This is a genomic window from Mycobacterium zoologicum (assembly GCF_020181635.2).
GTDB classification, from domain to species: Bacteria; Actinomycetota; Actinomycetes; order Mycobacteriales; family Mycobacteriaceae; genus Mycobacterium; species Mycobacterium zoologicum.
Genome location: NZ_JAYJJS010000016.1, coordinates 75,657 through 101,093 on the forward strand (window position 1 = coordinate 75,657; position 25,437 = coordinate 101,093).

A 25,437-nucleotide genomic window follows, 5' to 3' on the forward strand; every position below is an offset into this window, starting at 1 on the left:
CCTCAGGCGGACGCGGCGACCAGCAGCTGACGGTCCTCGTCGGCGAAGGTGTCCTCCAACTGCACCGGGCTGTAGTCCAGGTCGATCTCACCGACCGGGCGGCCGCGGGCGCTGCTGATCGTGCCGAACCGCCGCGTCCCCTTGTCCATGCCGTAGTTCAGCAGCTCTTCGCTGGACAGGCCGAACGGGATGTCGTCACCGTAGATCGCGTACCCCTCCGCGGTGAAGCTCGCCAGCATCGGCAGGAGTTCGTTCATCCGGCCCTCGAACACCGTCCAGTTGGCGTCGTCGGCGGCGACGTGCCGGCGGCAGGTGAAGGTGCCCCAGGCCATGTGCCGGCGCTCGTCGTCGGCGATGTGGGAGATCAGCGCCTGCATGCCGGGCAGGATGCCGCGCTGCACGCAGATCTTGTGCCAGGCGTAGTAGCCGGTCAGCGCCAGCGTGCCCTCGACGAAGTGGTTGTAGGTGACCGACGCCCGAACCTGTGCCGCCGGTGACGGATCGCCGGCCAGGGTGTGCAGCGACTCCGGCAGCTCCTCGTTGAATATCTGCAGATACGTCGGAAGTGCCTCGAGGTAGCCGTCCAACTGCTCGGTCATGCCGACGGCGTCGAGCCACATCCGGAACACCTGGGTGTGTTTGGCCTCCTCGAAGGCGAACTGGGTCAGATACATCTCGTCGCCCAGACGCCCTTCGGCGCGCATCGCCGCCATGAACGGCTGGATGTCCTGGGTCACCGACTCCTCGCCGGCGATGAACTGCGCGCACAACCGGGTGGCGTAGTCGCGTTCCCGGTCGGTCAACGCCTCCCAGTCCGCCCGGTCGCGGGAGAAGTCGATGTCGGCGGGATTCCAGAACTTCGCGTTGCCGCCGGCGAACAGCTTGAGCGGCAGGCTGTCCCAGTTCAGGCCGCCAGCGGCCAGCGAGTCGAAGTGCGTGCGCGTCATGTGATTGCCTCCTTCGATGGGTGTCGGAGGCGAGTGGCTTCGCCACCGAATGCCGCGGTCAACACGGCGACCAGTCGGCGTACCGCCAGGACCGGTTGTTCCGGGGTCGGTTCATCGAGGCCGAGGATCGGGTCGATGCCGCGCAGATACGGCGCGAGCGCCAGGTGCGGGAGGATCAGCAGCAACAGCGACAGCAGTGCGCCGGTGTCGGCGTCGGCACGCAGGTCGCCGCGCGTCACGGCGCCATCCACCAGGGGGCGCAGCACGTCCAGGTAGTGCCGGTGCATGACGGTGCGCACGCTGATCCGGGCGTCGGTGTCGACTTCCATGCTGGCCGCCGCGTGCAGGGCACGTTCCCGCGGGTGATCGGCGAAGTAGGCCACCCACACGTCGAGTATGTCGGTGAGGAACTCGAAAAACGGTCTGCCGGAGTCGAGTTCGGCGATCTGACGCTCCATGTGGGTGCGCACCCGCGAAGCGGAGGTGTCGGCGACGAACGCGTACAGGTCGGCCTTGTCGGCGAAGTACTGGAACAGGCTGCCTTTGGCGACCTTGGCGCGCCGCGCGATGGTGTTCAGGCTGCCGTGCGAGTAGCCGTGCGTGCTGAACTCCACCTCGGCGGCCTCCAGCACGGCGGCCCGGCGCGCCGGGTCGACCCGTCCCCACGTCACCGTCGGCATCGGACCACCTCACTGGAATGACCACTGGTCACCCTAGTGTGAGGTCAGTCACATATCAAGACCCCGGCCCGCTATCCGGCGAGCCTGCCCGCAACCCCCACCACCCGGGTGGCCAGGTGATCCAGCGCCGCCAGGGTGGCCTCGCCGAGCTCGTTGCGGTTGTCCGGACCGGTGATGTGTCCGACGCCGTACGGGTTGCCGTCGGCGAATTTGATCGGGTCGGTGTAGCCCGGCGGGACCAGGATGCCGCCGAAGTGCATCAGGGAGACATAGAGATTCAGCAGGGTTGCCTCCTGCCCACCGTGAGCGGTCTGGCTGGAGGTGAAGCCGGCATAGACCTTGTCGGCGAGGGCGCCCTGCGCCCACAGCCCGCCCAGGCCGTCGAGGAAGCTGCGGAATTGTGCTGAGGGAGAACCAAATCGGGTGGGGGTGCCGAATACGACGGCATCCGCCCAGACGATGTCGTCTCCGGTAGCCTCGGGCAGCGCCCTGGTCGCCTCGAAGTTGGCGGTCCACGCCGGGTTGTCGGCGAACGTCGCCGGATCGCGGGTCTCGGCGATGTGGCGCAGGCGAACCTCGGCGCCCGCAGCTTCGCCGGCTCGGGCCACCCGCTGCGCCATCGCGGTGCCATGCCCGGTCGCCGAGTAGTAGATAACCGCCAATTTCGTCATTGCCATCTCTCCTTATTGTTGGGCGCCCGCGAGCAGGCGTTGCAAAACACCGCAGAAATCCTTGGCCGCCCTGGTGATCCGATCGGACAGGCCCTGCGCGCCGAAGTCCGAAGTGGCAGCGAACACCCCTGTCGGCGACACCAGCGCGTGCAGATAGCAGAACATCGGACGCAGGGCGTGGTCGAGCACCAGTGAGTGACGCTCGGTACCGCCGGTCGCCGCGATCAACACCGGCGTGCCCTCCAGGGTCTGCTCGGGCAACACGTCGAAGAACGACTTGAACAGACCGCTGAAGGTCGCGTTGAACGTCGGCGTCACCGCGATCACTCCGTCGCAGCCGGCGATCGCGTCGAACACCTCCTCCAGCTCGGGCGAGGCGAACCCCGCCAGCATGGCGTCGGTGATCGCCCGGGCGAGCTGGCGGAGCTCGATCACCTCGATGTCGGGCTCGATGTCACCCGAGGCCAGCTCGGCGCGTACTGCCGCTCCGAGCCGGTCGGCCAGCAGCCGGGTGGACGACGGCTCACGCAGTCCGCCGCTGATCACGATCAACTTCATGACGCCTCCTGGATCTCGGGCTGCTGCGCGGCCTCGACCAGCGAGGCGTGCGTCGGGGCACCCGGCACATGCGCGGGCCGGCCGATGGCGAACTCCTTGCGCAGCACCGGAACAACGTGCTCACCCAGCATGTCGAGCTGCTCGAGCACCGTCTTGAGCGGCAGGCCCGCATGGTCGATGAGGAACAGCTGCCGCTGGTAGTCGCCGGCGTAGTCCCGGAAACCCAGGGTCTTGTCGATCACCTGCTGCGGCGAGCCCACCGTCAGCGGGGTCTGGGTGCTGAACTCCTCCAGGCTCGCACCGTGCCCGTAGACCGGGGCGTTGTCGAAGTACGGCCGGAACTCGTTGACCGCGTCCTGACTGTTGGGCCGCATGAACACCTGGCCGCCCAACCCGACGATCGCCTGGTCCGCGCCGCCGTGCCCGTAGTGCTCGAAGCGCTGCCGGTAGAGCTGCACCATCCGCTTGGTGTGCGACGCCGGCCAGAAGATGTGATTGGCGAAGAACCCGTCACCGTAATGCGCCGCCAATTCGGCGATCTCGGGACTGCGGATCGAGCCATGCCAGACGAACGGGGGCACGCCGTCCAGCGGGCGCGGCGCCAGAGTGAATCCCTGCAACGGGGTTCGGTACTGCCCACTCCAGTCGACGACGTCCTCGCGCCACAGTCGGCGCAACAACTGGTAGTTCTCCACTGTCAACGGCAGCGCCGTCCGGATGTCCTTGCCGAACCAGGGATACACCGGGCCGGTGTTTCCGCGACCCAGCATCAGGTCCACCCGGCCGTCGGCGAGGTGCTGCAGGACACTGAAGTCCTCGGCGATCTTCACCGGGTCGTTGGTGGTGATCAACGTAGTGGCGGTGGTCAGCTGGATCCGCTCGGTCTGCGCCGCGATGTAGCCCAACAACGTCGTCGGCGACGACGGTACGAACGGCGGGTTGTGGTGCTCGCCGGTGGCGAAGACGTCCAGGCCGACCTCCTCGGCCTTGCGGGCGATGGCCACGGTGGCCTTGATCCGCTCGGACTCGGTCGGCACGCGGCCGGTGGTGGGGTCGACGGTGACATCACCGACGGTGAAGATGCCGAACTGCATGCCGGTGTCTGTCACGTCGGTCCTCCTGGGTTGCTCGTTACAGTACATGATAGTTGTTAACTCAACTATTTATCGGTTCATTCCCTCACTCGATGAACTTCATACTGGGCGTTTTGGCTGGATAACCGTAGCAATATCAACTATATTTGTGGGCATGGCGACGCACTGGCTCAGCGACGACGAGCAGCGGATGTGGCGGCTGTACCTGGAGAGCACCCGACTGCTGATGCGGGACCTGGACCGGCACCTGGCCGCCGACGCGGGCATCAATATGTCCGACTTCGAGATCCTGGTGCTGCTGTCAGAGGCCCCGCAGCAGCGGATGCGGATGAACGAGTTGGCCGATCACACCGTGACGACCCGCAGCGGGGTGACCCGCGCGGTCAAACGGCTGAACGAGGCCGGCTGGGTACGCCAGGCCACGTGCGCCGAGGACAAACGGGGCCTGTTCGCCGAGCTCACCGAAGCGGGCCTGGAGAAGCTGCAGCAGGCGGCGCCCGGCCACGTGAGAGCGGTGCGCACCAACCTCTTCGATCTGCTCAGCCCACGTGAGGTGGAACTGTTCACCCACTCCTACGCGCAGATCCGCGACAACCTGCTGAACAACGCGTAGACCTACCTCGTCGGGGCGTGCTGCAGCATCTCGACGAGATCCAGGGCGTGCCGGTCCAGCCGGCGGTCCTCGTCGGTGACCGGACTCCACTGCCGCACGGTCGTCGCGCCACCGTCGTCGTCGAGCTCGGCGAACAGCGCCATCGCGTGGGCCGAGAGCTCACCGGCACCGGTGCGCACGTCCGACGAGCGAACATGCACGCTGATGTACAACCGCCGGGTCGAGGTGTGGATCAACCGGGCGCTGACCTCGATCATGGTGCCCACCACGATCGGCCGGTAGAACCGGATCCCGACTATCCGCGAGGCGACCACATCCCCACCGGTCCACTGCGCGGCGCACAAGAACGCCGTCTCGTCGATCCAGCGCATCACCTTGCCGCCGTGTACTTTTCCACCCCAGTTGACATCGGTGGGGGCGGCCATGAATCGCAGGATCGCGCGCGGCGCCGGACCGTCGTCGCCGTACTCCTGCGCGGCCACGGTGGCGTCGATCTCGGCGCGCATGGCCGCGCGGTGCGCAGCGGCTCGTTGCAACCGCTGCTCCGACTCGGTCTGCGCCGTGAAGGCCGGCACGCCGACCGCCTTGCCGTCGTCGTCGACGGCGATGAACACCGCCAGGCACTGCGCTGTTCTGACCAGCTCCCCGGTACGTGGATCGCCGGCGGACACCGTGATGACCAGGTGCATGCTGCTGCGGCCGGTATGGGCGACGCGTGCGTTGATCTCGACGAGTTCGCCGACCGCGATCGGTCTGGTGAACCGGATGTCACCGATGAAAGCGGTGACGCAGTAGCGCCCGCTCCACTGCGCGGCACACGCGTACCCGGCCTTGTCCACCCATTCCAGTACGTGCCCGCCGTCGATCCGGTCGCCATAGCCGACATCGGTGGCCTTGGCCAGAAACCTCAACGTGGTGGTCGACACCATCTCCCCCTTCGGCGAATCACCGGTATCCAGATCGATTCTCGGCGCGATCCGTCGACATCTCCCTAGTATCAAGCAATGTCACAGCTACCCACCGCGCGCGGCCCCATCGACACCACCGATCTGGGCGTCACGCTGATGCACGAGCACGTGTTCATCATGACCACCGAGATCGCCCAGAACTACCCCGAGGCCTGGGGCGACGAAGACGCCCGGGTGGCCGACGCGATCCGCCGGCTCGACGAGCTGAAAGCGGCGGGCGTGGACACCATCGTCGACCTGACCGTGATCGGGCTGGGCCGCTACATCCCGCGGATCGCCCGGGTGGCCGCGGGCACCGAACTGAACATCGTGGTGGCCACCGGCGTCTACACCTACAACGACGTGCCGTTCGCCTTCCACTACCGCGGCCCCGGAACCATGCTGGACGGCCCGGAGATCATGGCCGACATGTTCGTCCGGGACATCGAGGAGGGTATCGCCGACACCGGGATCAAGGCGGCGATCCTCAAGTGCGCCACCGACGAACCCGGCGTCACGCCCGGGGTGGAGCGGGTGCTGCGCGCGGTCGCCCAGGCCCACCGGCGCACCGGCGCACCGATCTCCACCCACACCCACGCCGGCCTGCGCCGCGGCCTGGAACAGCAGCGAATCTTCGAAGAAGAGGGCGTCGACCTGTCCCGGGTGGTGATCGGGCACTCCGGGGACTCCACCGATCTGGGCTACCTGGAGGAGCTGATCGCCGCGGGCTCCTATCTGGGCATGGACCGGTTCGGCATCGACCTGATCCTGCCGTTCGAGGAGCGGGTCAACACGGTGGCGGCCATGTGCGAGCGCGGCCACGCCGACAAGATGGTGCTCTCGCACGACGCCAACTGCTACTTCGACGCGCTGCCCGGCGAACTGAGCTCGGTGGCCGCCCCCAACTGGCACTACCTGCACATCCACCACGACGTCATCCCGGCACTACGTCAGCGCGGTGTCACCGAGGAGCAACTGCGCACCATGCTGGTGGACAACCCGCGCAAGATCTTCGAACACTCCGGCGGTTACTGAATCCGCCCCGAACGGGTCCCGGCGTTGAGTTGCAGCGAACCGAGAACCGCCTGCAGCCGCTCGGGGGTGGCCTCGTCGGGGTTGCTCAGTCGCAACTGCAACAGCTCGCGGCCCACGGCGGCGACGATGCGGGCGGTGTAATCCGGGTCGGCCAGATCCGGGATGCTGCGCAACAGCTCGCGGGTGAGAAATGCCCGCACGGCGGACTCGGCGCCGGCCAGCCGCTCGTGCAGTTCCGGGGGCGCCCCCTGCGGCGGAAACAGGAACAGCCGCCAACTCTCCGGGTGGCCGTCGACGGCGCGCAGCACCCGATCGAACACCCGGGCCAGGAAGTCGCCGTACTCGGGATTTCCGGTGCCGGTGATCGCGTTGGCGAACTGGGCGGCCGCCCGGGTGGCTTCCCGATCGATGAGTGCAACGAAAAGGCCGGCGGGACTGCCGAATTGCTGGTAGATCAGCGATCGGTTGACACCGGCCTGCTGTGCGACCCGGTTCGGCGTGGCCGCGTGGAAACCCTCAGCGTCGACGATCGCGTGCGTGACGTCGAGGATCTGCTCACGCCGCGCCTCGCCGGTCATGCGCCGTCGGCTGATCGGGATCACGCTTGACAGCATAACTAACGATCTGTTAGTTGTAACTAACGAAACGTTAGTTAGATCGAGAGGCCGCTTGATGCCCACGCACTACCCCGAGCTGCGCGAGCGGGTCCGCCGTCAGGCCGAGCTGCTGCCGGTGCTCTACGGCGACCTGGACTTCGACTCCCAGCCCTACCGCACCACGACCGATCCCGACGACGTGTCGGCACTGCGCGGCAAAGCCTCCACCCGCGCCAAGATTCTGGCCGACGAAAGCCTGGTCGAACTCATCTCGACCACCACCTGGCTGGGCGACATCGTGTCGGACTCCTACGCGGCCCTGATGGGGCAGTACAGCGTCAGCAGCCTGATCGGCATGCTCAAGACGGCGTGCCGCCAGGGCATCGACGCGGTGGAGGACGCGCCCCCGGAGCTGGCCGCGTTCATCGCCGACATGGAGGCCACGCCGGACTGGCTGGACATGGACCTGGTCCGCCGCGGCGCCGAGGACTCCCGGCTCCCGATGGCGTTGTTGGCGCCGTTCGTCGTCCGCGGGGCGTTCATCGCGACCTTCCTCAACACCTACGCAGCACTGCCGATGGCACTGACCGGGGCCCTGTCGGGCAATCGTGCCGCGCGGCGGGTCAACGAGACGACCAGTTTCTTCGCCGTCACCACCCTGCCCGGCGCGCTGGACCGGTACGGGCCGGGCTTCGAAGCCGCGGCCATGGTGCGGCTGATGCACTCGATGGTCCGGTTCAACGCGCTCAAGCGCTCCCCGAAGTGGGACGTCGGCATCTACGGGCTGCCGATTCCGCAGCTCGACCAGATGCCGGCCGGCATGATCAACCTCTTCGTGATCGCGATGGACGCCCACCGGCGGGGACGCACCGAGTTCACCGACAGCGAGCGCGCCGTCGTCGAGTTCACCCGCTACCGCTGCGTGCTGCTCGGCCTGCCCGAGGAGCTGCTGCCGAGCACCCCCGGCGACATCATCCGGATGTTCAGTGCGCGCGCGGCACTGCTGCGCGACGACTTCGACGATTCCACCTGCGGGGAACTGGTCCGCTCGACGATGGCCACCTACCTGCGACAGCGGGACACCCTGGCCGAGCGCATCGCGGACTCGGTCGAGAAGAGCTACAGCAAGCTCTTTTTCGTCCAGATGTTCAGCGGCGGCAAACGCGAGGTAGCCGCCCGGATGGGCGTCACCCTCAGCGCCGGCGACTACGCACGGATCGCGTGCACGGCGCCGTTCGTCTACGGCCGCGTGCAGCTGGTCGAGCGCGCCGCCCGCATCCCCGCCCTGCGCGGCGTGACGAACGCCTACTTGCTCCGGCTGCTCAAGCGGCGGCTGGAGGCCTACGGCACCGCCGAGTACACCAGCGACGTCGCCGACTACACCCCGGCCGGCAGCGCGGCCTGAACGACGTCCGCGCCCGCCGGCGGCCTGACATGCCGGGTCTCCCAGCCGCGCAGCCGCTCCCGGCACGGCTGCTCGACCAGGGCGTAGCTGACCGACGCGATCGCCACGGTGAACACCATGGTCAGCACCAGCACCACCGCCATATCGCCGGTGAACGCGAAGCGGCCGATCACCGGGAACACCATGTCCAGCGCCGCCAGGTGCCAGATGAAGATGCCGTAGGACCACCGTCCCAACGTCACCATCGGCGCGCTGGCCAAAAACCGGTGCGGCGTGTCCGGACGGTCCAGCACCAGCGGCGCCAGCAGCGCCCAGGCCAGCAGGCCGCCCATCGCGGTGCGGACCATGAACTGGCCGACGGTGGCCGAGGTTAGCCCCTCCGGTCCTGCCAGCGGGGAGGCTGCCACCGCGAACGCGACCAGGATCATCAGCACCATCGGCAGCCGCCGTCGTGCCAGCCGGTGCACCCGGCCGACAGGACTGAACGCCCACTCGGCCAGCAACATGCCCGCACCGAACCAGCAGCCGTAGGCCGGCGCCCAGTTCAGCGGATTCACTCCGACGGGGGTGGGGATGCGCAGGAATCCGAACGTCAGGCTCAGCAGCGACACCGCGGCGATCACCGGCACCCGGGCGCGCACCGGCAGTCGTCGTGCCCCCAGGGCCAGCAGCGGCAGGGCTATATAGAAACTGACCTCGACAGCCAGGCTCCACATCTGGGTCAGCCCCGGCGTCAGCGTCAACGGCACGTAGATCTGCGTCAGCGTCAGGTTGGCCAGCCACACCGTGAGGCTGGCGCCGCCGGCGTCCGGCAGCAAAGCCAGGATCACCACCACCGTCACCAGGTAGGCCGGCATGATCCGCACCACCCGCGAACGCAGGTAGTGCCCCGCGGCGGGCGGCGGTCGCAGGCCACGGGCCGCGCCGGCGTGACCCCGCCACAGCAGGAACCCGCTCAGGGCGAAGAACACCGCCACGGCCATATCGAAGCGACTCCAGAACCGGCCGGTGATCCCGGTGGAGTGCCCGGTCTGAAACGCCACATGGGTGATCACCACTCCGATGGCCGCGCAGGCGCGCATACCCTCGACGGCGGGCAGGAAGCTGCGCACGCCGCCGACCTGCTCGTTCAGCGGTTCATGGTCCAAGGCATCGATGGACACACAGTAGCTGTTTGCGCTACTGCTGTTAGGGTCGAACAGGTTTAGGTGGGCTCAACAGACGGAGGAAGCGGCGACGTGAACCGAGCAGTCATGATGCGTATCGCCGCATGCGCAGTCATGGGCCTCGGCGCCGCCCTGTTGATCGCGGCGCTGCTGCTGTCGACCTACACGTCGGGCAAGATCGCCAAGATCCCGCTGGACATCGAGGTCACCCTGATCAGCAACGGCAGCGGCGCGGCTCTGGACCCGGAATCCCTCGGCGGGGAACACGCCGTCGTCGACCAGGATGTCCCGCTGGTGGACCAGCAGCAGATCGGCGTCGAAGCGCCCGCCAACGCCGACGTCGTCACGCTGCAGGCCGGATCGTCACTGCGGCGCGCGGACCGGCAGAAGGACAGCGGTCTGCTGCTTGCCATCGTCGATACCGTTACGCTGAATCGCACTACCGCCGAAGCGATTTCAGACGACACCCACCCCGGCGGTTCAGTGCAGCGGCCACGCAACTACGACGACGACACGCCGCCGACCAACATCGCGCTGCCGCACGAGGGCCTGTCCTACCGGTTCCCATTCGACACCCAGAAGCAGTCGTACCAGTTCTTCGACCCGATCGCCCAGAAGGCCTACGAGGCCAACTACGAGGCCCAGGACGACGTCAACGGACTGACCACCTACCGGTTCGTCCAGAACGTCGGCTACGACCCCGACGGCAGTCTGAGCGAACCGGTGCGCTACCCGTCGCTGTACGGCCATGACGAGGACGGCGAGATCAGTGCGCCCGCGCGGATGTGGCACATCGAAGACGCCGATCCCGACGAGGACATCACCATGGTGCGGTACTACGCCGCACAACGGACCATGTGGGTGGACCCGGTGTCGGGCACCATCGTCAAGACCAAGGTGCACGCCAATCACTACTACGCCCGGGACCCGCTCAAGCCCGAGGTGGCGCTGGCCGACTACACCGTCACCAGCTCCGAGGAGACCGTCGAGGCTCAGGTCAATGCGGCCCGCAACGAGCGGGACCGGGTGGCCCTGTGGTCGAGGGTGCTGCCGATCACCTTCACCGCGGCCGGCCTGATCTGCCTGATCGGCGGCATCCTGGTCGGCTGGTTCAGCCTGCCTGCCGAGTCCGCACTGGGCCGGCGCTGGCGGGACAGCGGCGACGGCGCCGACACCGGCTTCTTCGGCGGCTTCGCACCCAAGGCGCCGCCGCCCGGGCCTGCTCCCGGCGCCGAAGCCGAGACCGAGAAGATGCCCGCTCAGCGGCCGCAACTGGATCCCCCGGCCGCTCCCTCAGAGTCCAGACCGGCGGATCGCGGTACCGCGGATCCGGGTTCCGATCCGGCGTAGCCCACGGTGGTGCGGGCCGGGCGCTGGATGGCGCCGTGCTATGCACTGGGCCTCACGCTGCTCATCCTGGCGCCGCTGCTGCGCCCCGGCTACCTGTTGCTGCGCGACGCGGTGTCCACGCCGCGGTCGTATCTGACCGACACCGCTCTCGGTTTGGGGGAGTCGGCGCCGCGGGCGGTGCCGCAGGACTACGCGGTGGCACTGGCCTCCCGGCTGATCGACGGCGGCATCGTGGTCAAACTGCTGCTGTTGGCCGGCGTGTGGCTGGCCGGTTACGGCGCCGCCCGGCTGGTGGCCACCCTGCTGCCGACGGCCGGGCTGCCCGGGCAGTTGGTGGCGATCACCGTCGCGATCTGGAATCCCTATGTGGCGGAACGGTTGTTGCAGGGGCATTGGAGCCTGCTGGTCGGCTACGGCTGCCTGCCGTGGGTGGCGGTCGCGATGCTTCGACTGCGTGCCGGTGACGCCGGGCTGTTCGGACTGGTGTTCTTTCTGGCGTTAGCTGGGCTGACCCCTACGGGTCTGCTGCTGGCGCTCGTCGTGGCGCTGGTGTGTCTGGCGGTGCCCGGGGACGGGCCGCCGCTGTGGTGGTGCGCGGTCAGCACCGCGGCGATCGCGGCCACCGCCGCACTGCCTTGGCTGATGGCGCTGGCGGTGGGATCGGGGTCTTCTCGGGGCGAGTCTGCCGGAGTCAGCGCGTTCTCGGCCCGCGCCGAGCCAGGCCTGGGCACCCTGGGCAGCCTCGCCGGGCTCGGCGGGATCTGGAACGCCGACGCGGTGCCGGGTTCACGTACCACGCTCTTCGCGCTGGTGGCGACCGTGGTGTTCCTGGCCGTGGTGGGCCTGGGGTGGTCGACGGTGCGCGACGAGCCGGCTGTGCGGCCGCTGCTCATCCTGGCCGGCACGACGGTGCTGGTGCTGACCATCCTGTCTCTCGGGCCGGCGCTGGCGGTGCTGAGCTGGGCGGTCGATGCCATACCCGGGCTGGGCGTGCTCCGCGACAGCCAGAAGTGGGTGGCGCTGGCCATGCCCGGCTACGCGCTGGCCGGGGCCGGCGCGGTGGCGGCGGTGCGGGACCGGTTGCCCCCGGCGCGCGCCGCGTGCGTGTGCTGCGGCGCGCTGATCATCGTGCTGCCCGACCTGATCTGGGGGGTGGGCGGCAAGGTCTCCTCGGTGCGCTACCCGCCCGGCTGGGCCGCGGTGGCAGCGAAGATCAACGCCGACCCCCGTCCGGTCGCGGTGTTGCCCGCCGATGCCATGCGCCGCTTCTCCTGGACCGGCGATCAGCCGGTGCTCGATCCGCTGCCCCGCTGGGTGCGCGCGGAAGTCCTGACCACCGGCGATCTCGCCGTCGGCGGGCGGACCGTGCCCGGCGAGGGCAGTCACGCCCGGGCGGTGCAGCAGGCCTTGCTGTCCGCCACCGAACCCGTCACCCTCGGCGTCAACGGGGTCGGCTGGGTGGTCAAGGAGTCCGGTACTGAAGGCGAAATGGGTTCTGCCGAAAGAACTCTGGTCCGGTTACCGGTGTCCTACCGGGATCCCGACCTGACCCTGTACCGGGTCGGCGGGCGGGCGCCGAAGGCGTCGGCCGGGGCGCGCCGGGCCGCGCTGGCCGCGCATCTGGTGTGGCTGGCGATGCTGGTGGTCGGCGCGGGCGGGCTGGCGGCGCCGGCGGTTCGGCGGCTGATCGACCGGCGTTAGACGTCCAGGAAGCGGGCGCGCACTTCGGGGGCCGGCAGCGGGCAGGTGTCGTGCCGGCCGCCGAAGCGGTAGCGGGCGGCGGCGAAGCTGTCGTAGAGCCGGTCGCGCAGTCGCGCGGGAATGATGCGGGCCGCCAACAGCATCCGGAATGGGCCTCCCAGGTAGCGCGCAACGTCCAGACCTGCCGCCGTCCGCATGCTGACCCGTTCGTCCGGCCCGCCGGGCTGCTCGACGTACACCATCGAGTCGACGTCGCGCAGCTCCGGATGGCGCTCGATCACCGCGCGGGCGAAATCACTGTCCAGGGCCGCGAATCGCAGGGTGCCGCGGCGGTCGTGGCGAAGGATGGTCTGCACCGAGCGATTGCAGATGCCGCAGACGCCGTCGTAGAGCAGGACGGGCGCAACGGGCTTGCCGGTCACCGCCAGACCTCAGACCACACCGCTGATATAGCGGCGCTCGCGCACTGCCTCCAGCACCAACCGCACGCCTTCAGCGCTTTGCCGCCAAGAGAATTCGGCGCTGCGGTCGCGGGCTTTGACGCCGAGCTGCTCGCGCAATACCGCATCGGTCAGCAGCCGGTGCAGCTGTTCGGCCAGCTCGGCCGGGGAATCGACCAGCGTGCCGGTCACCCCGTCGACGATCGAGTCGGACAGCCCACCCGAAGCCCGGTACCCGATGGTGGGCACCCCGTGCTGGCCGGCCTCGATCACGGCCAGCCCCCAGCCCTCCTTGCGGGACGGCAGGACGTGCACCCAAGAGCGTTGCAGCAGTTGATGTTTGGTGTCTTCGTCGACGTGTCCGTGGAAGGTGACCGAGTCGGTGATCCCCAGCGTGACAGCGTGCTGAGCCAGCCGGTCACTCCACCATCCACCGCCGATGACGTCCAGATGCAGGCCCGGGACCCGGCCCCGCAGTGCCGCAACAGCATCCAGGGCGTCCTCGATCTGCTTGTGCGGCACCAGCCGCGACAGCACCACCACTCGGGGCGTCTCGGCGCGCGGACCGGTCAAGGTGGGCGGCGGAGCCTCATCGAGGCCGTTGCGCACCACCGCGATCCGGCCGGTGTCCACCCCAAGGTCGGCCAGGTCGCGCACCGACGGCAGCGACACCGTCAAGTACTGGTTGCGCCGGTTCAGCCACGGCGACAGCCGCGATTCCACCTGCCAGCCGATCCGGCTGAGCACCGGCCCGGCCACCGGCCACTGCTCGCGGTGGCAGTGGTGCACCAGCACCGCGACGCGCCGGCCATAGGCCAGCCGAGCCAGGAAGGGCAGACCGTTCTGGGTGTCGATCACCGCGTCGGGCCGCACCCGGCGCAGTGGGCCCAGCCCCACCCGCGCGGCGACCATGGCCGCACCGGCCCGCAGGTACACCGTGTAGCGGCCTCCGCGCCGGCTGATGCGCACCCCGTCGACGAGCTCATCCTTGGGCGCGCCCGGATAGCCGGCGGTACGCAGCGTGACGCTGACCCCATCGGCGGCCAACTGCGCGCCGATGCGCTGCAGGTAGGTCTCGCTGCCGCCGCCCTGAGGATGCCCGGTGTCACGCCAGCACAGCAGCAGGACGGAGCGCACAGCGGACACAGGACTACAGGGTAGTCCGCTTAGGCTGGGCCGGGTGGCCCCCACCGACCTGCTCGCCAAACGGGCGACGCTGACACGTTCGGTGCGACTGCTGGCCGGGTTCCGCCACGAACAACGCGATCCGGCCCGGTTCTACGGCGCGCTGGCCGACGACACCGCGGCCATGATCGGCGACCTGTGGCAGGCGGTGCACGGCGTCGCACCGGCGGGAAAAACCCTGCTCGACGTGGGTGGGGGGCCGGGTTATTTCGCCGATGCGTTCGCAGCCGCGGGCCTGCGCTACGTGGGCGTGGAGCCCGATCCGGCCGAGATGCACGCGGGACCGGCCGGCGCCGGCGCGGGGTCTGCGAAAGGCAGTTTTGTGCGGGCCTCCGGGACGGCGCTGCCGTTCGCCGACGCCAGCGTGGACATCTGCCTGTCCTCCAACGTTGCCGAACATGTGGCACAGCCATGGCGGCTGGGCAATGAGATGTTGCGGGTCACCGGGCCGGGCGGGCTGGTGGTGCTGTCCTACACGGTGTGGCTGGGCCCGTTCGGCGGCCATGAGATGGGCCTGACCCACTACCTGGGCGGGGCGCGGGCCGCCGCGCGCTACACCCGCCGGCACGGCCATCCGCCGAAGAACTACTACGGATCGTCGTTGTTCGCGGTCTCGGCAGCCCAAGGTCTGGACTGGGCCCGCCACACCGGTGCCCTGGTGGCGGCTTTCCCGCGCTATCACCCGCGATGGGCGTGGTGGATGACGTCGGTTCCGGGTATTCGCGAGTTCGGGGTGAGCAACCTGGTGCTGGTTCTGCGGCCGAGCCAACCGATTGACTGCAACGTGTTCTAATTCGCCCGCGCGCTAGGTAGGGTGTGCGCCATGACCGTGAGCACCGCGACCGAATACGACCAGCTTTTCATCGGCGGCAAGTGGACCGCCCCGGCCACCGATCAGGTGATCGAGGTCCACAGCCCGGCCACCGGCGAGTACGTCGGGAAGGTGCCGCTGGCCACCAAGGCCGACGTTGATGACGCAGTCGCCGCCGCCCGCGCCGCCTTCGACTCCGGGCCGTGGCCGTCCACCCCGCCCGCCGAGCGTGCCGCGGTGATCGCCGCCGCGGTGAAGCTGATGGAGGAGCGCAAGGAGCTGTTCACCGCGCTGCTGTCCGCCGAGACCGGCCAGCCGCCGATGGGCGTCGAGACCATGCACTGGATGAGCTCGATCGGGGCGCTGAACTTCTTCGCGGGCCCCGCGGTCGACGAGGTCAGCTGGGAGGAGATCCGCACCGGTGCCTACGGGCAGACCATCGTGCGCCGGGAGCCCCTGGGCGTGGTCGGTGCGATCGTGGCGTGGAACGTTCCGCTGTTCCTGGCCGTCAACAAGCTGGGCCCGGCACTGCTGGCCGGCTGCACGGTGGTGCTCAAGCCCGCCGCCGAGACGCCGTTGACCGCCAACGCGCTGGCGCAGGCGTTCGCCGACGCGGGCCTGCCCGAAGGTGTGCTGTCGGTGGTGCCGGGCGGTGTGGAGACCGGCCAGGCACTGACCTCGAACCCGGACGTGGACATCTTCTCCTTCACCGGCAGCTCGGCCGTCGGCAAGGAGATCGGCAAACGGGCCGCCGAACTGCTCAAGCCCTGCACGCTGGAGCTCGGCGGCAAGTCGGCGGCGATCGTGCTGGAGGATGTGGACCTGGCCTCGGCCGTCCCGATGCTGGTGTTCTCCGGGATCATGAACACCGGGCAGGCCTGTGTCGCCCAGACCCGCATCCTGGCGCCGCGCTCCCGCTACGAGGAGATCGTCGAGGCGGTCAAGAACTTCGTGCAGGTGCTGCCGGTCGGCCTGCCGGATGACGCCGGCGCCCAGGTGGGTTCGCTGATCAGCGAGAAGCAGCGCGAACGAGTCGAGGCCTACATCGTCAAGGGGATCGCCGAAGGCGCCCGGCTGGTGTGCGGCGGCGGCCGCCCCGAAGGTCTGGACAGCGGCTTCTTCGTGCAGCCCACCGTCTTCGCCGACGTGGACAACTCCATGACCATCGCCCAGGAGGAGATCTTCGGGCCGGTGCTGTCGATCATCGGCTACGACACCGAGGACGACGCGATCGCGATCGCCAACGACTCGGTGTACGGCCTGGCCGGCAGCGTGTGGACCACCGACGTGCCGCGCGGGATCGAGATCGCGGGCAAGATCCGCACCGGCACCTACGGGATCAACTGGTACGCGTTCGACCCGTGCTGCCCGTTCGGTGGTTACAAGAACTCCGGCATCGGCCGGGAGAACGGCAAAGAGGGCGTCGAGCATTTCACCCAGCAGAAGAGCGTGCTGATGCCGATGGGCTACACGCTGGACGCCTGAGCCGTCTGCCGGGAGCCGTCAGGCCAGGGCCAGGAACAGCTTCTCCAGTTCCGCCTCGGTCAGCGGCGCCTCGCCGGCGTCAGCGCTGCCGTTGAGGCACTCCCGAAGGCCGCAGGCAATGATTTTGAACCCCGCGCGGTCCAGCGCGCGGGACACCGCCGCCAACTGGGTCACCACATCTTTGCAGTCCCGACCCTGCTCGATCATCGAGATCACCCCGGCGAGTTGGCCCTGCGCTCGCCGCAGCCGATTCAGCACGGCGGTGACATTCTCCTCGTCGCCGACCATTGGCGTTCTCCCTTCGTCGTGAGTCCAATCGATGCTACCCCAGGGGGTATCCACACATAGTTTGCTATACCCCCACCCGTATTGATATATTGACACTCATAGCCCCGACCGCCAGCAGAGAGGGAAGCCATGTCCATCGCCATCAGCACTTCGGTTGACGCCACCAAGAACGACTTCGACAAGATCGTCACGAGAACTCGGGAAGTTCTGAAGGACAACGGGTTCGGGGTGCTGACCGAGATCGACATGCAGGCGACCCTGAAAGAGAAGCTGGGCGAGTCGATGGAGCGCTACCTGATCCTGGGCGCCTGCAATCCACCGCTGGCGCACGCCGCGGTGACGGCCCACAAGCAGATCGGACTGCTGCTGCCCTGCAACGTCATCATCCGCGAAGACACCGAGAACCCCGCGACCATCCACGTCGAGGCGATGGACCCGCAGCTGATGGTGCAGGTCGTCGACGATCCCGCGCTGGCCACGGTCGCCGACCAGGCGGCTGAGAAGCTGCGCAACGCGATCAGCACCCTGGCCGGGGAGCTGCGGTGAACTCCGTCGAGCTCTACCTGGACCCGATCTGCCCGTTTGCCTGGGTGACGTCCCGGTGGCTGCTGGCCGCGGCCGCCGATACCCGGCGTGAGGTCACCCTGCGGCAGATGAGCCTGGCCGTGCTCAACGAGAACCGCGAGATGGACCCCGCGCAGCAGGCGAAGATGGGGCGCTCCCGCCGGATCGGTCGGGTGTTCGCCGCCGCTGTCGCCACCGGCGGCCCCGACGCCTTCACCGGTCTCTACGACGCTTTGGGCACCCAGATCCACACCGGTGGAAGGGAATTGACCGACGACATCGTCAACGAGGCACTGGCGTCGCGCGGTATGGATCCCGCTCTGGCTGACGCACTTGATGATCCGAGCTGGGACGCCGCGGTGCGCACGTCGCATCAACACAGCCAGGATCTGCTCGGCGGCGAGGGCGGCAGCCCCATCCTCGCGGTCGGCGACGTCGGATACTTCGGTCCCGTGCTGACCAGCATCCCCACCCCGGACGCCGGCACCGCGTTGCTGGATGCCGTGGTGACCGCGGCGTCGACGCCGGGATTCGCCGTCCTGCAGCGCCCGTATCAGGGTCCGCCGTCGTTCCAACGGTAAGCCCCTATACTCACCACCTGTGGGCGTTCGGCTGGGATTCGCACCGTGGGCCGTCTATTGGGTGCTGGCAGGCAATGCGCCACTGCTGCTCGCCGCGGCGGTAGCGCTGGCTGTTGCCGTCGCAGTCCTGGTGGTCGGCCGTGAGCCCGCGGCACGGTTCCTGGCGATCGGAGCGGTCGCGACGTTCGCCGTGCTGGCGGTGGCCCAGGCGTGGGTGCCGGACGGGATGCTGACGTTGAGCTTCGCCGGCCTGCTGGCGACGCTGCTGGCCGGCATGGCGCTGGGCAGATCCGCGGTGCAGGCGTTGGTGACAGCAGAGCTGCCCGAGGCGGTGGTGAAGACCGACCTGTTCGCCCCCATCACGACGCGGGTGACGTGGATCTGGCTGGCCGCGGGTGCGGCGATGACGGCATCGGCCGCGGTTGGGGCGCTCGTGGGCGGCACCAGCGGCTACCTCTGCTCCTGGGTGCTCCCGTTCGCGCTTCTGGCCGCCGCGGCGATCGCCTCACACACCCTCACCGATCGGATGAGCGCGGGCTTCGGCGACGCGGTGCGCAAGACCAGCTTCGTGGCCTTCGTCGACCTGGAGATCGATCAGCTGTACTACCTGGCCACCGAGCACGCCAACCGTGAGGTGGGCGCCGGCGAGCAGGCCTACAACGTCACCGTCGGCACCAACGCAACGCCGTTGCTGGGCGATGACACCCGGGTGTCGTGGCCGTCGACGTACAAGGTTCGCCGGCTCACCCGTTGAGCCGGCGGCGGTGCTCGATGCAGCGCCCCACCTCGGTCCGGTAGTAGTCCTCGTCGAACCCGCCGGCGGTGTAGAGCCGCACACCGAGCCGGTCCCGCAGCTCGCCGAGGTCGACATCGTCGGTGGTGGCGTTGGCCAGCACCCAGTCGACGGCGGCGTCGCTGCCCTGCGCCCGGCAGATCCGGTCGACCTGCCGGGCGGCGCTGCGCTTGTGGAACCGGGCGAATCCGGCCTTGCTCCACGCCCGCATTTCGCGGGCCTCCAGGTCGAGCAGTTCTCGCAGCACCGACACCGGACCGTCCCGCACGGTCTTGAACGACGCGGCGTCGTCGTAGGCCAGCGCACCGTCGGGGCGACGAATGTTCTCGACATCGGGCTCGACCACCACCGCACCGCGTCCCTTGGCCAGTTCGTGGGCCCAGCGGACAATCGCGTAACCGTGGTCGGGCAGACCGTAACGGCGGGTGTAGATCTCCACGGCGTCGAGAGTACTTAGAAGGCCGCCTCGGGTAGATCCATCACTGCCAGATCCACGTTCTCGGCGATAACCCGCTGGTCAGCAAGCCGCGGAAGGACATTCTTGGCGAAGAAATTCGCCGCAGCCACCTTGCCCCGGTAGAAGTCGGCGTCCTCGGCATCACCGTCGAGCGCCTTGGCGGCCACCTCGGCCTGGCGCAGCAACAGCCACCCGATAACCAGGTCACCGACGCACAGCAGGAACGGCACCGACTGCAGCCCCACCCGGTAGAGCTCACGGGGATCCTGCTGCGAACCGAGCAGATAGCCGGTCAGGGTGGCGGCCATCGCCCGCACGTCATCCAGCGCGGCGGCCAGTAGCTTGCGGGCGTCGGCCAGATCCGGGTGCCCGTCGCTGCTGTCCAACAGTGCCTCGATCTGGGTGACCAGATGGCCCAGCGCCACGCCCCGGTCACGGGCGATCTTGCGGAAGAAGAAGTCCTGCGCCTGGATCGCGGTGGTGCCCTCATAGAGGCTGTCGATCTTGGCGTCGCGGATGTACTGCTCGATCGGATAGTCCTGCAGGAAGCCCGATCCGCCGAACGTCTGCAACGAGTCGGTCAGATACTGATACGCCCGCTCGGAGCCGACGCCCTTGACGATCGGCAGCAGCAGATCGTTGACCCGCTCGGCCATCTCGGCGTCGGCACCGGAGACCAGCATGGCCACCTGCGGGTTCTGGTGGGCCGCGGTGTAGAGATACAGCGCCCGCATGCCCTCGGCATAGGCCTTCTGCATCATCAGGGCCCGCCGCACATCCGGGTGCGCGATGATCGTCACCCGCGGCGCCGACTTGTCGGTCATCTGAGTCAGATCCGCGCCCTGGATGCGGGTCTTGGCGTACTCGAGCGCGTTGAGGTAGCCGGTGGAAAGTGTCGCAATGGCCTTGGTACCAACCATCATTCGCGCGTATTCGATGACGTGGAACATCTGCGCGATACCGTTACGGGTGTCGCCGACCAGCCAGCCCTTCGCCGGGGTGCCGTGCTGGCCGAAGGTCAGTTCGCAGGTCGTCGAAACCTTGAGCCCCATCTTGTGTTCCAGCCCGGTGACGAACACCCCGTTGCGCTCGCCCGGCTCACCGGTCTCGGGGTCGGGCAGGAACTTGGGCACCATGAACAGACTGAGGCCCTTGGTGCCCGGCCCGGCGCCCTCCGGGCGGGCCAGCGTCATGTGCATGATGTTCTCGAACAGGTCGTCACTGTCACCGTTGGTGATGAATCGCTTGACCCCGTCGATGTGCCAGCTGCCGTCGGGCTGCTCGACGGCCTTGGTCCGCCCCGCGCCCACATCGGAACCGGCGTCGGGTTCGGTGAGCACCATGGTGGCGCCCCAGTTGCGCTCGATCGCCAGGGTCGCGAAGTGCCGCTGCTGTTCATTGCCCAGGCCGTAGAGGATATTGGCGAAGACCGGCCCGGCCATGAACATGAACACCGGCGGATTGGCGCCCAGCACCAGTTCGTTGATCGCCCAGGACACCATCGAGGGCGCCGGCACTCCCCCGACCTCCTCACACAGCCCGATCCGGAACCACTCGCCGGCCTGCCACGCCCGCAGCGATGCCTTGAACGGCTCGGGCAGCGCCACGGTGTGGGTGGCCGGGTCGAACACCGGCGGATGGCGGTCGCTCTCGGCGAAGGACTCGGCGACCGGCCCTTCGGCGAGCCGGGCGGCCTCGGCCAGCATCTGGCGCACCGTGTCGCCGTCTAGATCACCGAATGCGCCGTCGGCCAGGCACTGCTCCAGGCCGAGCACTTCGAATAGGTTGAACTCCAGGTCACGGACGTTGCTCTTGTAATGCCCCATCGGCCAAGCATGCTCCGAACCCACCGGCGAATTGCGGAGTTTCGGCGAACTAAGAGGCTCAGCTGTCGAGGACCTGCGCCACCCTGGCCTCCACGTCACCGAGGCCGGTCAGATCGATACCGAACCGATCGGTGAGGGCACCGCACACCTGCGCGGCATCGTCGAAGCGCACCCGTTCGGTCTCACCGTCGCGGTGATGCGCAGTCAGGTTGCGCCCGCGCAGGTTCCACCGCGCGTCGTCGGTAACGGTGGCCGCACTGAGCCCGATGACGAACATCGACTCGGGGTGGGTGGACACATACCAACTGCCCACCTGCATGTCGATCATCGGCTTGGGCCGCAGGCCGAACAGGTACAGCGGCCTCCAGTCCCCGCCGACCAGCGATTCGAGCACGAAGCTCGTTCCCCAAGTGGTGTTTTCGTGCGAGCGCAGCCGGAACGGCTCGTGGGGGGTCTGCTGTTCCTCGCCGACGACGAAGCGCAGTGGCGACGTCGGGGTCTGCCCGCCGAATCCGACGTCGACGAAGTACGGCGTCGCCGAACCCGGAATCCGCACCACCAGGGCCAGGTGCGTCTCGGGGCGCGCGGGGGCGGCCAGGCCGTCCGGGTGCTGCCAGACCACCCGGCCGCCCAACGAGTCGACGTCGAAGCCGAGTTCGGTGAGCACGTAACGCATCAGGTTGTTCTGCTCGTAGCAGTAGCCACCGCGCCGGCGTGCCACCAGCTTGGCCGTCAACGCCGGCGCGCTCAGGTCGAACACCGGCACACCGGTGAGCGGGTCGAGGTTCTCGAACGGGATACGGCGGACGTGGGCGGCCACCAGCCCGGCCAGCGTCTCGTATGTCGGCTCAGCCTTGCCGCGGTAGCCGATTCGATCGAAGTATGCCGCCAGATCGATGCCAGGCGTCCTCAGCTGCCGGTCCACTTCGGCGGACGCTTCTCGGCGAACGCCACAGCACCTTCGCGGGCGTCCTTGGAGCCGAACACCGGCAGCGCGATCTTGAGTTGTTCGGCGAACATCTCATCCGGGCTCCACCCGCGGGACTCGGTGATGATCCGCTTGGTGGCCGCCACCGCCAGCGGCCCGTTGGCGGTGATCTTCTCGGCCAGCATGATCGCGGCGTTGCGCACCGTCTCGTGCTCGGCCAGCACGTTGACCATGCCCAGTTCGTGCGCCCGCACCGCCGACAGGCTCTCGCCGGTCAGCGCCAGTTCCATCGCGAGCGCGTACGGGATGCGCTGCGGCAGCCGCAACAGGCCGCCGCCGGCAGCCACCAGCCCCCGTTTGACCTCCGGGATCCCGAACATGGCGTCACGGGCGGCCACGATCAGGTCAGCGGCCAGGGCCAGCTCGGTGCCGCCGGCCAGGGCGTAACCCTCGACCGCGGCGATCAGCGGCTTGACCGGGGGACGGTCGGTGAAGCCGAGACCGCGGCCGGGCACCACAACGTTCTCCCCGCTGGCGAACGCCTTGAGGTCCATGCCCGCGCAGAACGATCCGCCGGCACCGATCAAGATGCCCACCGACAGCCCGGGGTCCTCGTCGAGGCGGTCCACGGCGGCCGCCAATTGGTGGCTGACCGCGGCGTTGACCGCATTCTTGGCCTCGGGCCGGTTGATCGTGATGATCAGGATCCGGTCGAGCTGTTCGAGCAGGACTTCGGACTTCTCAGGAGACTTCGCACTAGATTCGTCGGTCATGCCGCCGATGCTATCGACCAGCGCCGCGAGCCGGTAGCATGGGTAAAACTAGAACACGTTTCATTTTGAAGGGGTTCGTGGTGGACACACCTGACAGCGACTGGACAACCGAGGTCCCCGGGCCCATCACCAAATGGGATCCGGGCCTGACCGAACGGGTGATGGGCATCCTGCGTCCGCTGATCAAGGGCTACCACCGCTCCGAGGTCCGCGGCCTGGAGTCGTTCCCCAAGGGCGGTGCACTGGTGGTCTCCAACCACTCCGGCGGCCTGTTCGCGATGGACGTTCCGGTGTTTGCCACCGGCTTCTACGACAAGTTCGGCTACGACCGGCCGATCTACACCCTCAGCCACGATCTGATCTTCACCGGCGCCACCGCCGACTTCTTCCGCAAGACCGGGTTCATCCCCGCCAACCACGAAAATGCCGACGAGGCGCTGCGTTCCGGCGGCGTGGTGGTGGTGTTCCCCGGTGGTGACTACGACGTCTACCGGTCCACGCTGGAAGAGAACAAGATCGACTTCGGCGGCCGCAAGGGCTATATCCGCGCGGCGATCAACGCCGGGGTTCCGCTGGTGCCGACGGTGGGTATCGGCGGCCAGCAGAACCAGTTCTATCTGACCCGCGGCACCGGCCTGGCCAAGGCTCTGCGGCTGGACAAGCTGATGCGGGTCAAGATTCTGCCGATCTCGATCGGCTTCCCGTTCGGGCTGTCCGCGGTGCTGCCGGTCAACCTGCCGCTGCCCACCAAGATCGTCATGCAGGTGTGTGAGCCGATCGACATCATTGCCGAGTTCGGCGAGGACCCCGACATCGACGTCGTCGACGCCCACGTGCGCTCGGTGATGCAGGACGCGCTGGACAAGCTCGCGCGCGACCGGCGCCTGCCGATCATCGGCTGAGCGCGATGACTGCTGGTCTGCTCGACTCGCTTGGCCGGGTCGGCTCGATGCTGCAGACGTTCACCCGGGTCGGGCTGCTGGCCCCGCTGCGGCCGGACAAGTACCTGCGGATCGCCGCCGCGGCGGCCCGGGAAGGCGGCACCACCACCACCGGGATCGCTATGGCGGCCCAGCGTTGCGGAGACCGCCCGGCGATCATCGACGAACGCGGCAGCCTGACCTACGCACAGCTCGATCGGCGCTGCGATGCGCTGGCCGCAGCTCTGCAACGGCTCCCGGGGCGCGCCCCGGCGGCCGTAGCGCTGATGTGCCGCAACCACCGTGGCTTCATCGAGGCCCTGGGCGCCGCCAACCGGATCGGCGCGGATGTGCTGCTGCTCAACACCAGCTTCGCCGGACCGGCGCTGGCCGAGGTGGTGGCCCGCGAAGGCGTCGACCTGATCTTCTACGACGAAGAGTTCACCGCGGCGGTGGATCTCGCGGTGCCCACGGACTCCGGCTGTGTGCGGGTGCTGAGCTGGACCGACGGTGCAGCCGCGGGCCTGACCGCCGACGACCTGATCGCCGCGAACACCGGGCGGCGCCCCGCCAAGACGGACCGGGCCGGCAAGCTGGTCATGCTCACCTCCGGAACCACCGGCACACCCAAGGGTGCGCGCCGCTCGGGACGCGGCGGCGGCGGAATCGGCGACCTGAAGGCAATGTTCGATCGAATCCCTTGGCACACCGAGGAAACCGTGGTGATCGCCGCGCCGATGTTCCATGCCTGGGGGTTCTCACAGCTGGCACTGGCCCTGACGATGGCATGCACCATCGCGACCCGGCGCAAGTTCGACCCCGAGGCCACCCTTGCCCTGGTGGAGGCCAATCACGCGACCGGACTGTGCGTGGTGCCGGTGATGTTCGATCGGATCATGGCGCTGTCCGACGATGTTCGGTCTAAATACCCTTGCAGCGCACTGCGGTTCGCGACGGCATCGGGGTCACGGATGCGCCCGGACGTGGTGACGGCGTTCATGGACGCCTTCGGTGACGTGATCTACAACAACTACAACGCCACCGAGGCCGGCATGATCGCGCTGGCGACACCGGAAGACCTGCGCTACTCCCCCGACACCGCCGGAAAGCCGGCACCCGGCACCGAGATCCGGATCCTCGACGCCGAGTTGGGCGAGCTGCCCACCGGACAGACCGGGCAGATCTTCGTCCGCAACTCCTCACAGTTCGACGGCTACACCGGCGGGGACCCCAAGATGTTCCACGACGGCTTCATGGCATCCGGCGACCTGGGCTACTTCGACGACACTGGAAGGCTTTTCGTGGTCGGCCGCGATGACGAGATGATCGTCTCCGGCGGCGAGAACGTCTACCCGATCGAGACGGAGAAGGCACTGACCAAGCACGCTGCGGTCGCCGAGGCCGCGGTGATCGGTGTCGACGACGCCGACTACGGACAGCGCCTGGTGGCCTTCGTGGTGCTGGCGCCCGGGGCCTCGGCCTCGCCCGACGAGCTGAAGCAGCATGTCCGGGAGAATCTGGCCGGTTACAAGGTGCCGCGTGACATCACCATCATGGATGCGTTGCCGCGCAACAACACCGGCAAGGTGTTGCGCCGTGAACTGCAAGCGATGACTGACTGAG

The 25,437-nt window shown here is 68.3% G+C and carries 27 protein-coding genes; 12 read left to right on the forward strand and 15 right to left on the reverse strand.

The window, feature by feature from the left end; translation table 11 throughout:
* Nucleotides 1-2 precede the first annotated feature (2 nt).
* The 5 genes from K6T84_RS14285 to K6T84_RS14305 form a co-directional block, all read right to left on the reverse strand.
* Nucleotides 3-947: a R2-like ligand-binding oxidase gene (locus K6T84_RS14285; RefSeq protein ID WP_224864057.1), complete on the reverse strand. Its 945-nt coding sequence runs from the start codon at nt 945-947 to the stop codon at nt 3-5.
* On the reverse strand, nt 944-1,627 hold the full coding sequence (locus tag K6T84_RS14290) for a TetR/AcrR family transcriptional regulator (protein WP_225401121.1): 684 nt from the start codon (nt 1,625-1,627) through the stop codon (nt 944-946). The genes K6T84_RS14285 and K6T84_RS14290 overlap by 4 nt, the downstream gene beginning before the upstream one ends.
* A gap of 71 nt (nt 1,628-1,698) precedes the next feature.
* Nucleotides 1,699-2,298, reverse strand: coding sequence for an NAD(P)H:quinone oxidoreductase (gene wrbA, locus K6T84_RS14295; protein ID WP_224864055.1), 600 nt, complete (start codon nt 2,296-2,298; stop codon nt 1,699-1,701).
* Between the two features lie 12 nt (nt 2,299-2,310).
* Nucleotides 2,311-2,856, reverse strand: coding sequence for a CE1759 family FMN reductase (locus tag K6T84_RS14300; RefSeq protein WP_225401120.1), 546 nt, complete (start codon nt 2,854-2,856; stop codon nt 2,311-2,313).
* A complete protein-coding gene (locus tag K6T84_RS14305; RefSeq protein ID WP_225401934.1) occupies nt 2,853-3,950 on the reverse strand; it encodes an LLM class flavin-dependent oxidoreductase in 1,098 nt (365 codons plus the stop codon). The genes K6T84_RS14300 and K6T84_RS14305 overlap by 4 nt, the downstream gene beginning before the upstream one ends.
* Nucleotides 3,951-4,104: 154 nt before the next feature.
* Between K6T84_RS14305 and K6T84_RS14310 the strand changes: the two genes are divergently transcribed.
* On the forward strand, nt 4,105-4,563 hold the full coding sequence (locus K6T84_RS14310) for a MarR family winged helix-turn-helix transcriptional regulator (protein ID WP_224864053.1): 459 nt from the start codon (nt 4,105-4,107) through the stop codon (nt 4,561-4,563).
* A gap of 2 nt (nt 4,564-4,565) precedes the next feature.
* Here K6T84_RS14310 and K6T84_RS14315 read toward each other — a convergent pair whose 3' ends face one another.
* A complete protein-coding gene (locus K6T84_RS14315) occupies nt 4,566-5,492 on the reverse strand; it encodes an acyl-CoA thioesterase (protein ID WP_224864052.1) in 927 nt (308 codons plus the stop codon).
* A gap of 75 nt (nt 5,493-5,567) precedes the next feature.
* On the opposite strand from K6T84_RS14315, the gene K6T84_RS14320 reads away from it, so the two are divergent.
* Complete coding sequence (locus tag K6T84_RS14320) at nt 5,568-6,545, forward strand: phosphotriesterase family protein (protein ID WP_225401118.1); 978 nt, start codon at nt 5,568-5,570, stop codon at nt 6,543-6,545.
* Here K6T84_RS14320 and K6T84_RS14325 read toward each other — a convergent pair.
* Nucleotides 6,539-7,123 (reverse strand): TetR/AcrR family transcriptional regulator, encoded by a 585-nt coding sequence (locus K6T84_RS14325; RefSeq protein ID WP_225401933.1) that lies wholly within the window; start codon nt 7,121-7,123, stop codon nt 6,539-6,541. The genes K6T84_RS14320 and K6T84_RS14325 overlap by 7 nt on opposite strands.
* A gap of 94 nt (nt 7,124-7,217) precedes the next feature.
* Here K6T84_RS14325 and K6T84_RS14330 point away from each other — a divergent pair, with 94 nt between their 5' ends.
* Nucleotides 7,218-8,546, forward strand: a complete 1,329-nt coding sequence (locus tag K6T84_RS14330) for an oxygenase MpaB family protein (protein ID WP_225401117.1) — start codon at nt 7,218-7,220, stop codon at nt 8,544-8,546.
* On the opposite strand, the gene K6T84_RS14335 is transcribed toward K6T84_RS14330, so the two are convergent.
* Nucleotides 8,519-9,628, reverse strand: a complete 1,110-nt coding sequence (locus K6T84_RS14335) for an acyltransferase family protein (protein WP_224865626.1) — start codon at nt 9,626-9,628, stop codon at nt 8,519-8,521. The genes K6T84_RS14330 and K6T84_RS14335 overlap by 28 nt on opposite strands.
* A 156-nt stretch (nt 9,629-9,784) precedes the next feature.
* Here K6T84_RS14335 and pgfA point away from each other — a divergent pair, with 156 nt between their 5' ends.
* Both pgfA and K6T84_RS14345 read left to right on the forward strand, forming a co-directional pair.
* Entirely contained in the window at nt 9,785-11,062 is a 1,278-nt protein-coding gene (pgfA, locus tag K6T84_RS14340) for a cell envelope lipid trafficking protein PgfA (protein ID WP_224864049.1), read from the forward strand.
* Nucleotides 11,063-11,089: 27 nt separating this feature from the next.
* Nucleotides 11,090-12,763, forward strand: coding sequence for an MmpA family trehalose lipid delivery protein (locus tag K6T84_RS14345; RefSeq protein ID WP_225401932.1), 1,674 nt, complete (start codon nt 11,090-11,092; stop codon nt 12,761-12,763).
* Here the strand turns inward: K6T84_RS14345 and K6T84_RS14350 are convergent.
* Nucleotides 12,760-13,185, reverse strand: coding sequence for a thiol-disulfide oxidoreductase DCC family protein (locus K6T84_RS14350; RefSeq protein ID WP_224864047.1), 426 nt, complete (start codon nt 13,183-13,185; stop codon nt 12,760-12,762). The genes K6T84_RS14345 and K6T84_RS14350 overlap by 4 nt on opposite strands.
* A gap of 9 nt (nt 13,186-13,194) precedes the next feature.
* Nucleotides 13,195-14,349, reverse strand: coding sequence for a glycosyltransferase family 4 protein (locus K6T84_RS14355; protein WP_225401116.1), 1,155 nt, complete (start codon nt 14,347-14,349; stop codon nt 13,195-13,197).
* A gap of 34 nt (nt 14,350-14,383) precedes the next feature.
* On the opposite strand from K6T84_RS14355, the gene K6T84_RS14360 reads away from it, so the two are divergent.
* The gene (locus K6T84_RS14360) at nt 14,384-15,181 is read left to right on the forward strand and encodes a class I SAM-dependent methyltransferase (protein WP_225401115.1); all 798 of its coding nucleotides are present in this window, start codon (nt 14,384-14,386) and stop codon (nt 15,179-15,181) included.
* A gap of 30 nt (nt 15,182-15,211) precedes the next feature.
* The gene (locus K6T84_RS14365; protein ID WP_225401114.1) at nt 15,212-16,684 is read left to right on the forward strand and encodes an aldehyde dehydrogenase; all 1,473 of its coding nucleotides are present in this window, start codon (nt 15,212-15,214) and stop codon (nt 16,682-16,684) included.
* Nucleotides 16,685-16,702: 18 nt separating this feature from the next.
* Here the strand turns inward: K6T84_RS14365 and K6T84_RS14370 are convergent, their stop codons facing one another.
* Nucleotides 16,703-16,972 carry a metal-sensitive transcriptional regulator gene (locus K6T84_RS14370; protein WP_224864043.1) on the reverse strand — a complete coding sequence of 90 codons (270 nt, stop codon included), beginning with the start codon at nt 16,970-16,972 and terminating at the stop codon, nt 16,703-16,705.
* A gap of 129 nt (nt 16,973-17,101) precedes the next feature.
* Between K6T84_RS14370 and K6T84_RS14375 the strand changes: the two genes are divergently transcribed.
* The 3 genes from K6T84_RS14375 to K6T84_RS14385 are packed head-to-tail and all read left to right on the forward strand — an operon-like array spanning nt 17,102 to nt 18,871.
* Nucleotides 17,102-17,518: a DUF302 domain-containing protein gene (locus K6T84_RS14375; RefSeq protein ID WP_224864042.1), complete on the forward strand. Its 417-nt coding sequence runs from the start codon at nt 17,102-17,104 to the stop codon at nt 17,516-17,518.
* Entirely contained in the window at nt 17,515-18,117 is a 603-nt protein-coding gene (locus K6T84_RS14380) for a mycothiol-dependent nitroreductase Rv2466c family protein (protein WP_224864041.1), read from the forward strand. Before K6T84_RS14375 ends, K6T84_RS14380 begins: the two co-directional genes overlap by 4 nt.
* A 19-nt stretch (nt 18,118-18,136) precedes the next feature.
* The gene (locus K6T84_RS14385) at nt 18,137-18,871 is read left to right on the forward strand and encodes a hypothetical protein (protein WP_225401113.1); all 735 of its coding nucleotides are present in this window, start codon (nt 18,137-18,139) and stop codon (nt 18,869-18,871) included.
* Here K6T84_RS14385 and K6T84_RS14390 read toward each other — a convergent pair.
* The 4 genes from K6T84_RS14390 to K6T84_RS14405 are packed head-to-tail and all read right to left on the reverse strand — an operon-like array spanning nt 18,861 to nt 22,894.
* Nucleotides 18,861-19,349, reverse strand: coding sequence for a hypothetical protein (locus K6T84_RS14390; protein ID WP_224864039.1), 489 nt, complete (start codon nt 19,347-19,349; stop codon nt 18,861-18,863). The two genes, K6T84_RS14385 and K6T84_RS14390, sit on opposite strands and share 11 nt — an antisense overlap.
* A gap of 14 nt (nt 19,350-19,363) precedes the next feature.
* Complete coding sequence (locus tag K6T84_RS14395; protein ID WP_224864038.1) at nt 19,364-21,193, reverse strand: acyl-CoA dehydrogenase; 1,830 nt, start codon at nt 21,191-21,193, stop codon at nt 19,364-19,366.
* A 58-nt stretch (nt 21,194-21,251) separates the two neighbouring features.
* Nucleotides 21,252-22,118 (reverse strand): arylamine N-acetyltransferase family protein, encoded by an 867-nt coding sequence (locus K6T84_RS14400; RefSeq protein ID WP_225401112.1) that lies wholly within the window; start codon nt 22,116-22,118, stop codon nt 21,252-21,254.
* Nucleotides 22,103-22,894 carry a crotonase/enoyl-CoA hydratase family protein gene (locus K6T84_RS14405; protein ID WP_224864036.1) on the reverse strand — a complete coding sequence of 264 codons (792 nt, stop codon included), beginning with the start codon at nt 22,892-22,894 and terminating at the stop codon, nt 22,103-22,105. The genes K6T84_RS14400 and K6T84_RS14405 overlap by 16 nt, the downstream gene beginning before the upstream one ends.
* A gap of 161 nt (nt 22,895-23,055) precedes the next feature.
* Here K6T84_RS14405 and K6T84_RS14410 point away from each other — a divergent pair, with 161 nt between their 5' ends.
* Together K6T84_RS14410 and fadD12 are read left to right on the forward strand one after the other, a co-directional pair.
* Nucleotides 23,056-23,796 (forward strand): 1-acyl-sn-glycerol-3-phosphate acyltransferase, encoded by a 741-nt coding sequence (locus K6T84_RS14410; RefSeq protein WP_224865625.1) that lies wholly within the window; start codon nt 23,056-23,058, stop codon nt 23,794-23,796.
* Between the two features lie 5 nt (nt 23,797-23,801).
* Nucleotides 23,802-25,436 carry an acyl-CoA ligase FadD12 gene (gene fadD12 / locus K6T84_RS14415; RefSeq protein ID WP_225401111.1) on the forward strand — a complete coding sequence of 545 codons (1,635 nt, stop codon included), beginning with the start codon at nt 23,802-23,804 and terminating at the stop codon, nt 25,434-25,436.
* The last annotated feature ends 1 nt before the right edge of the window (nt 25,437 follow it).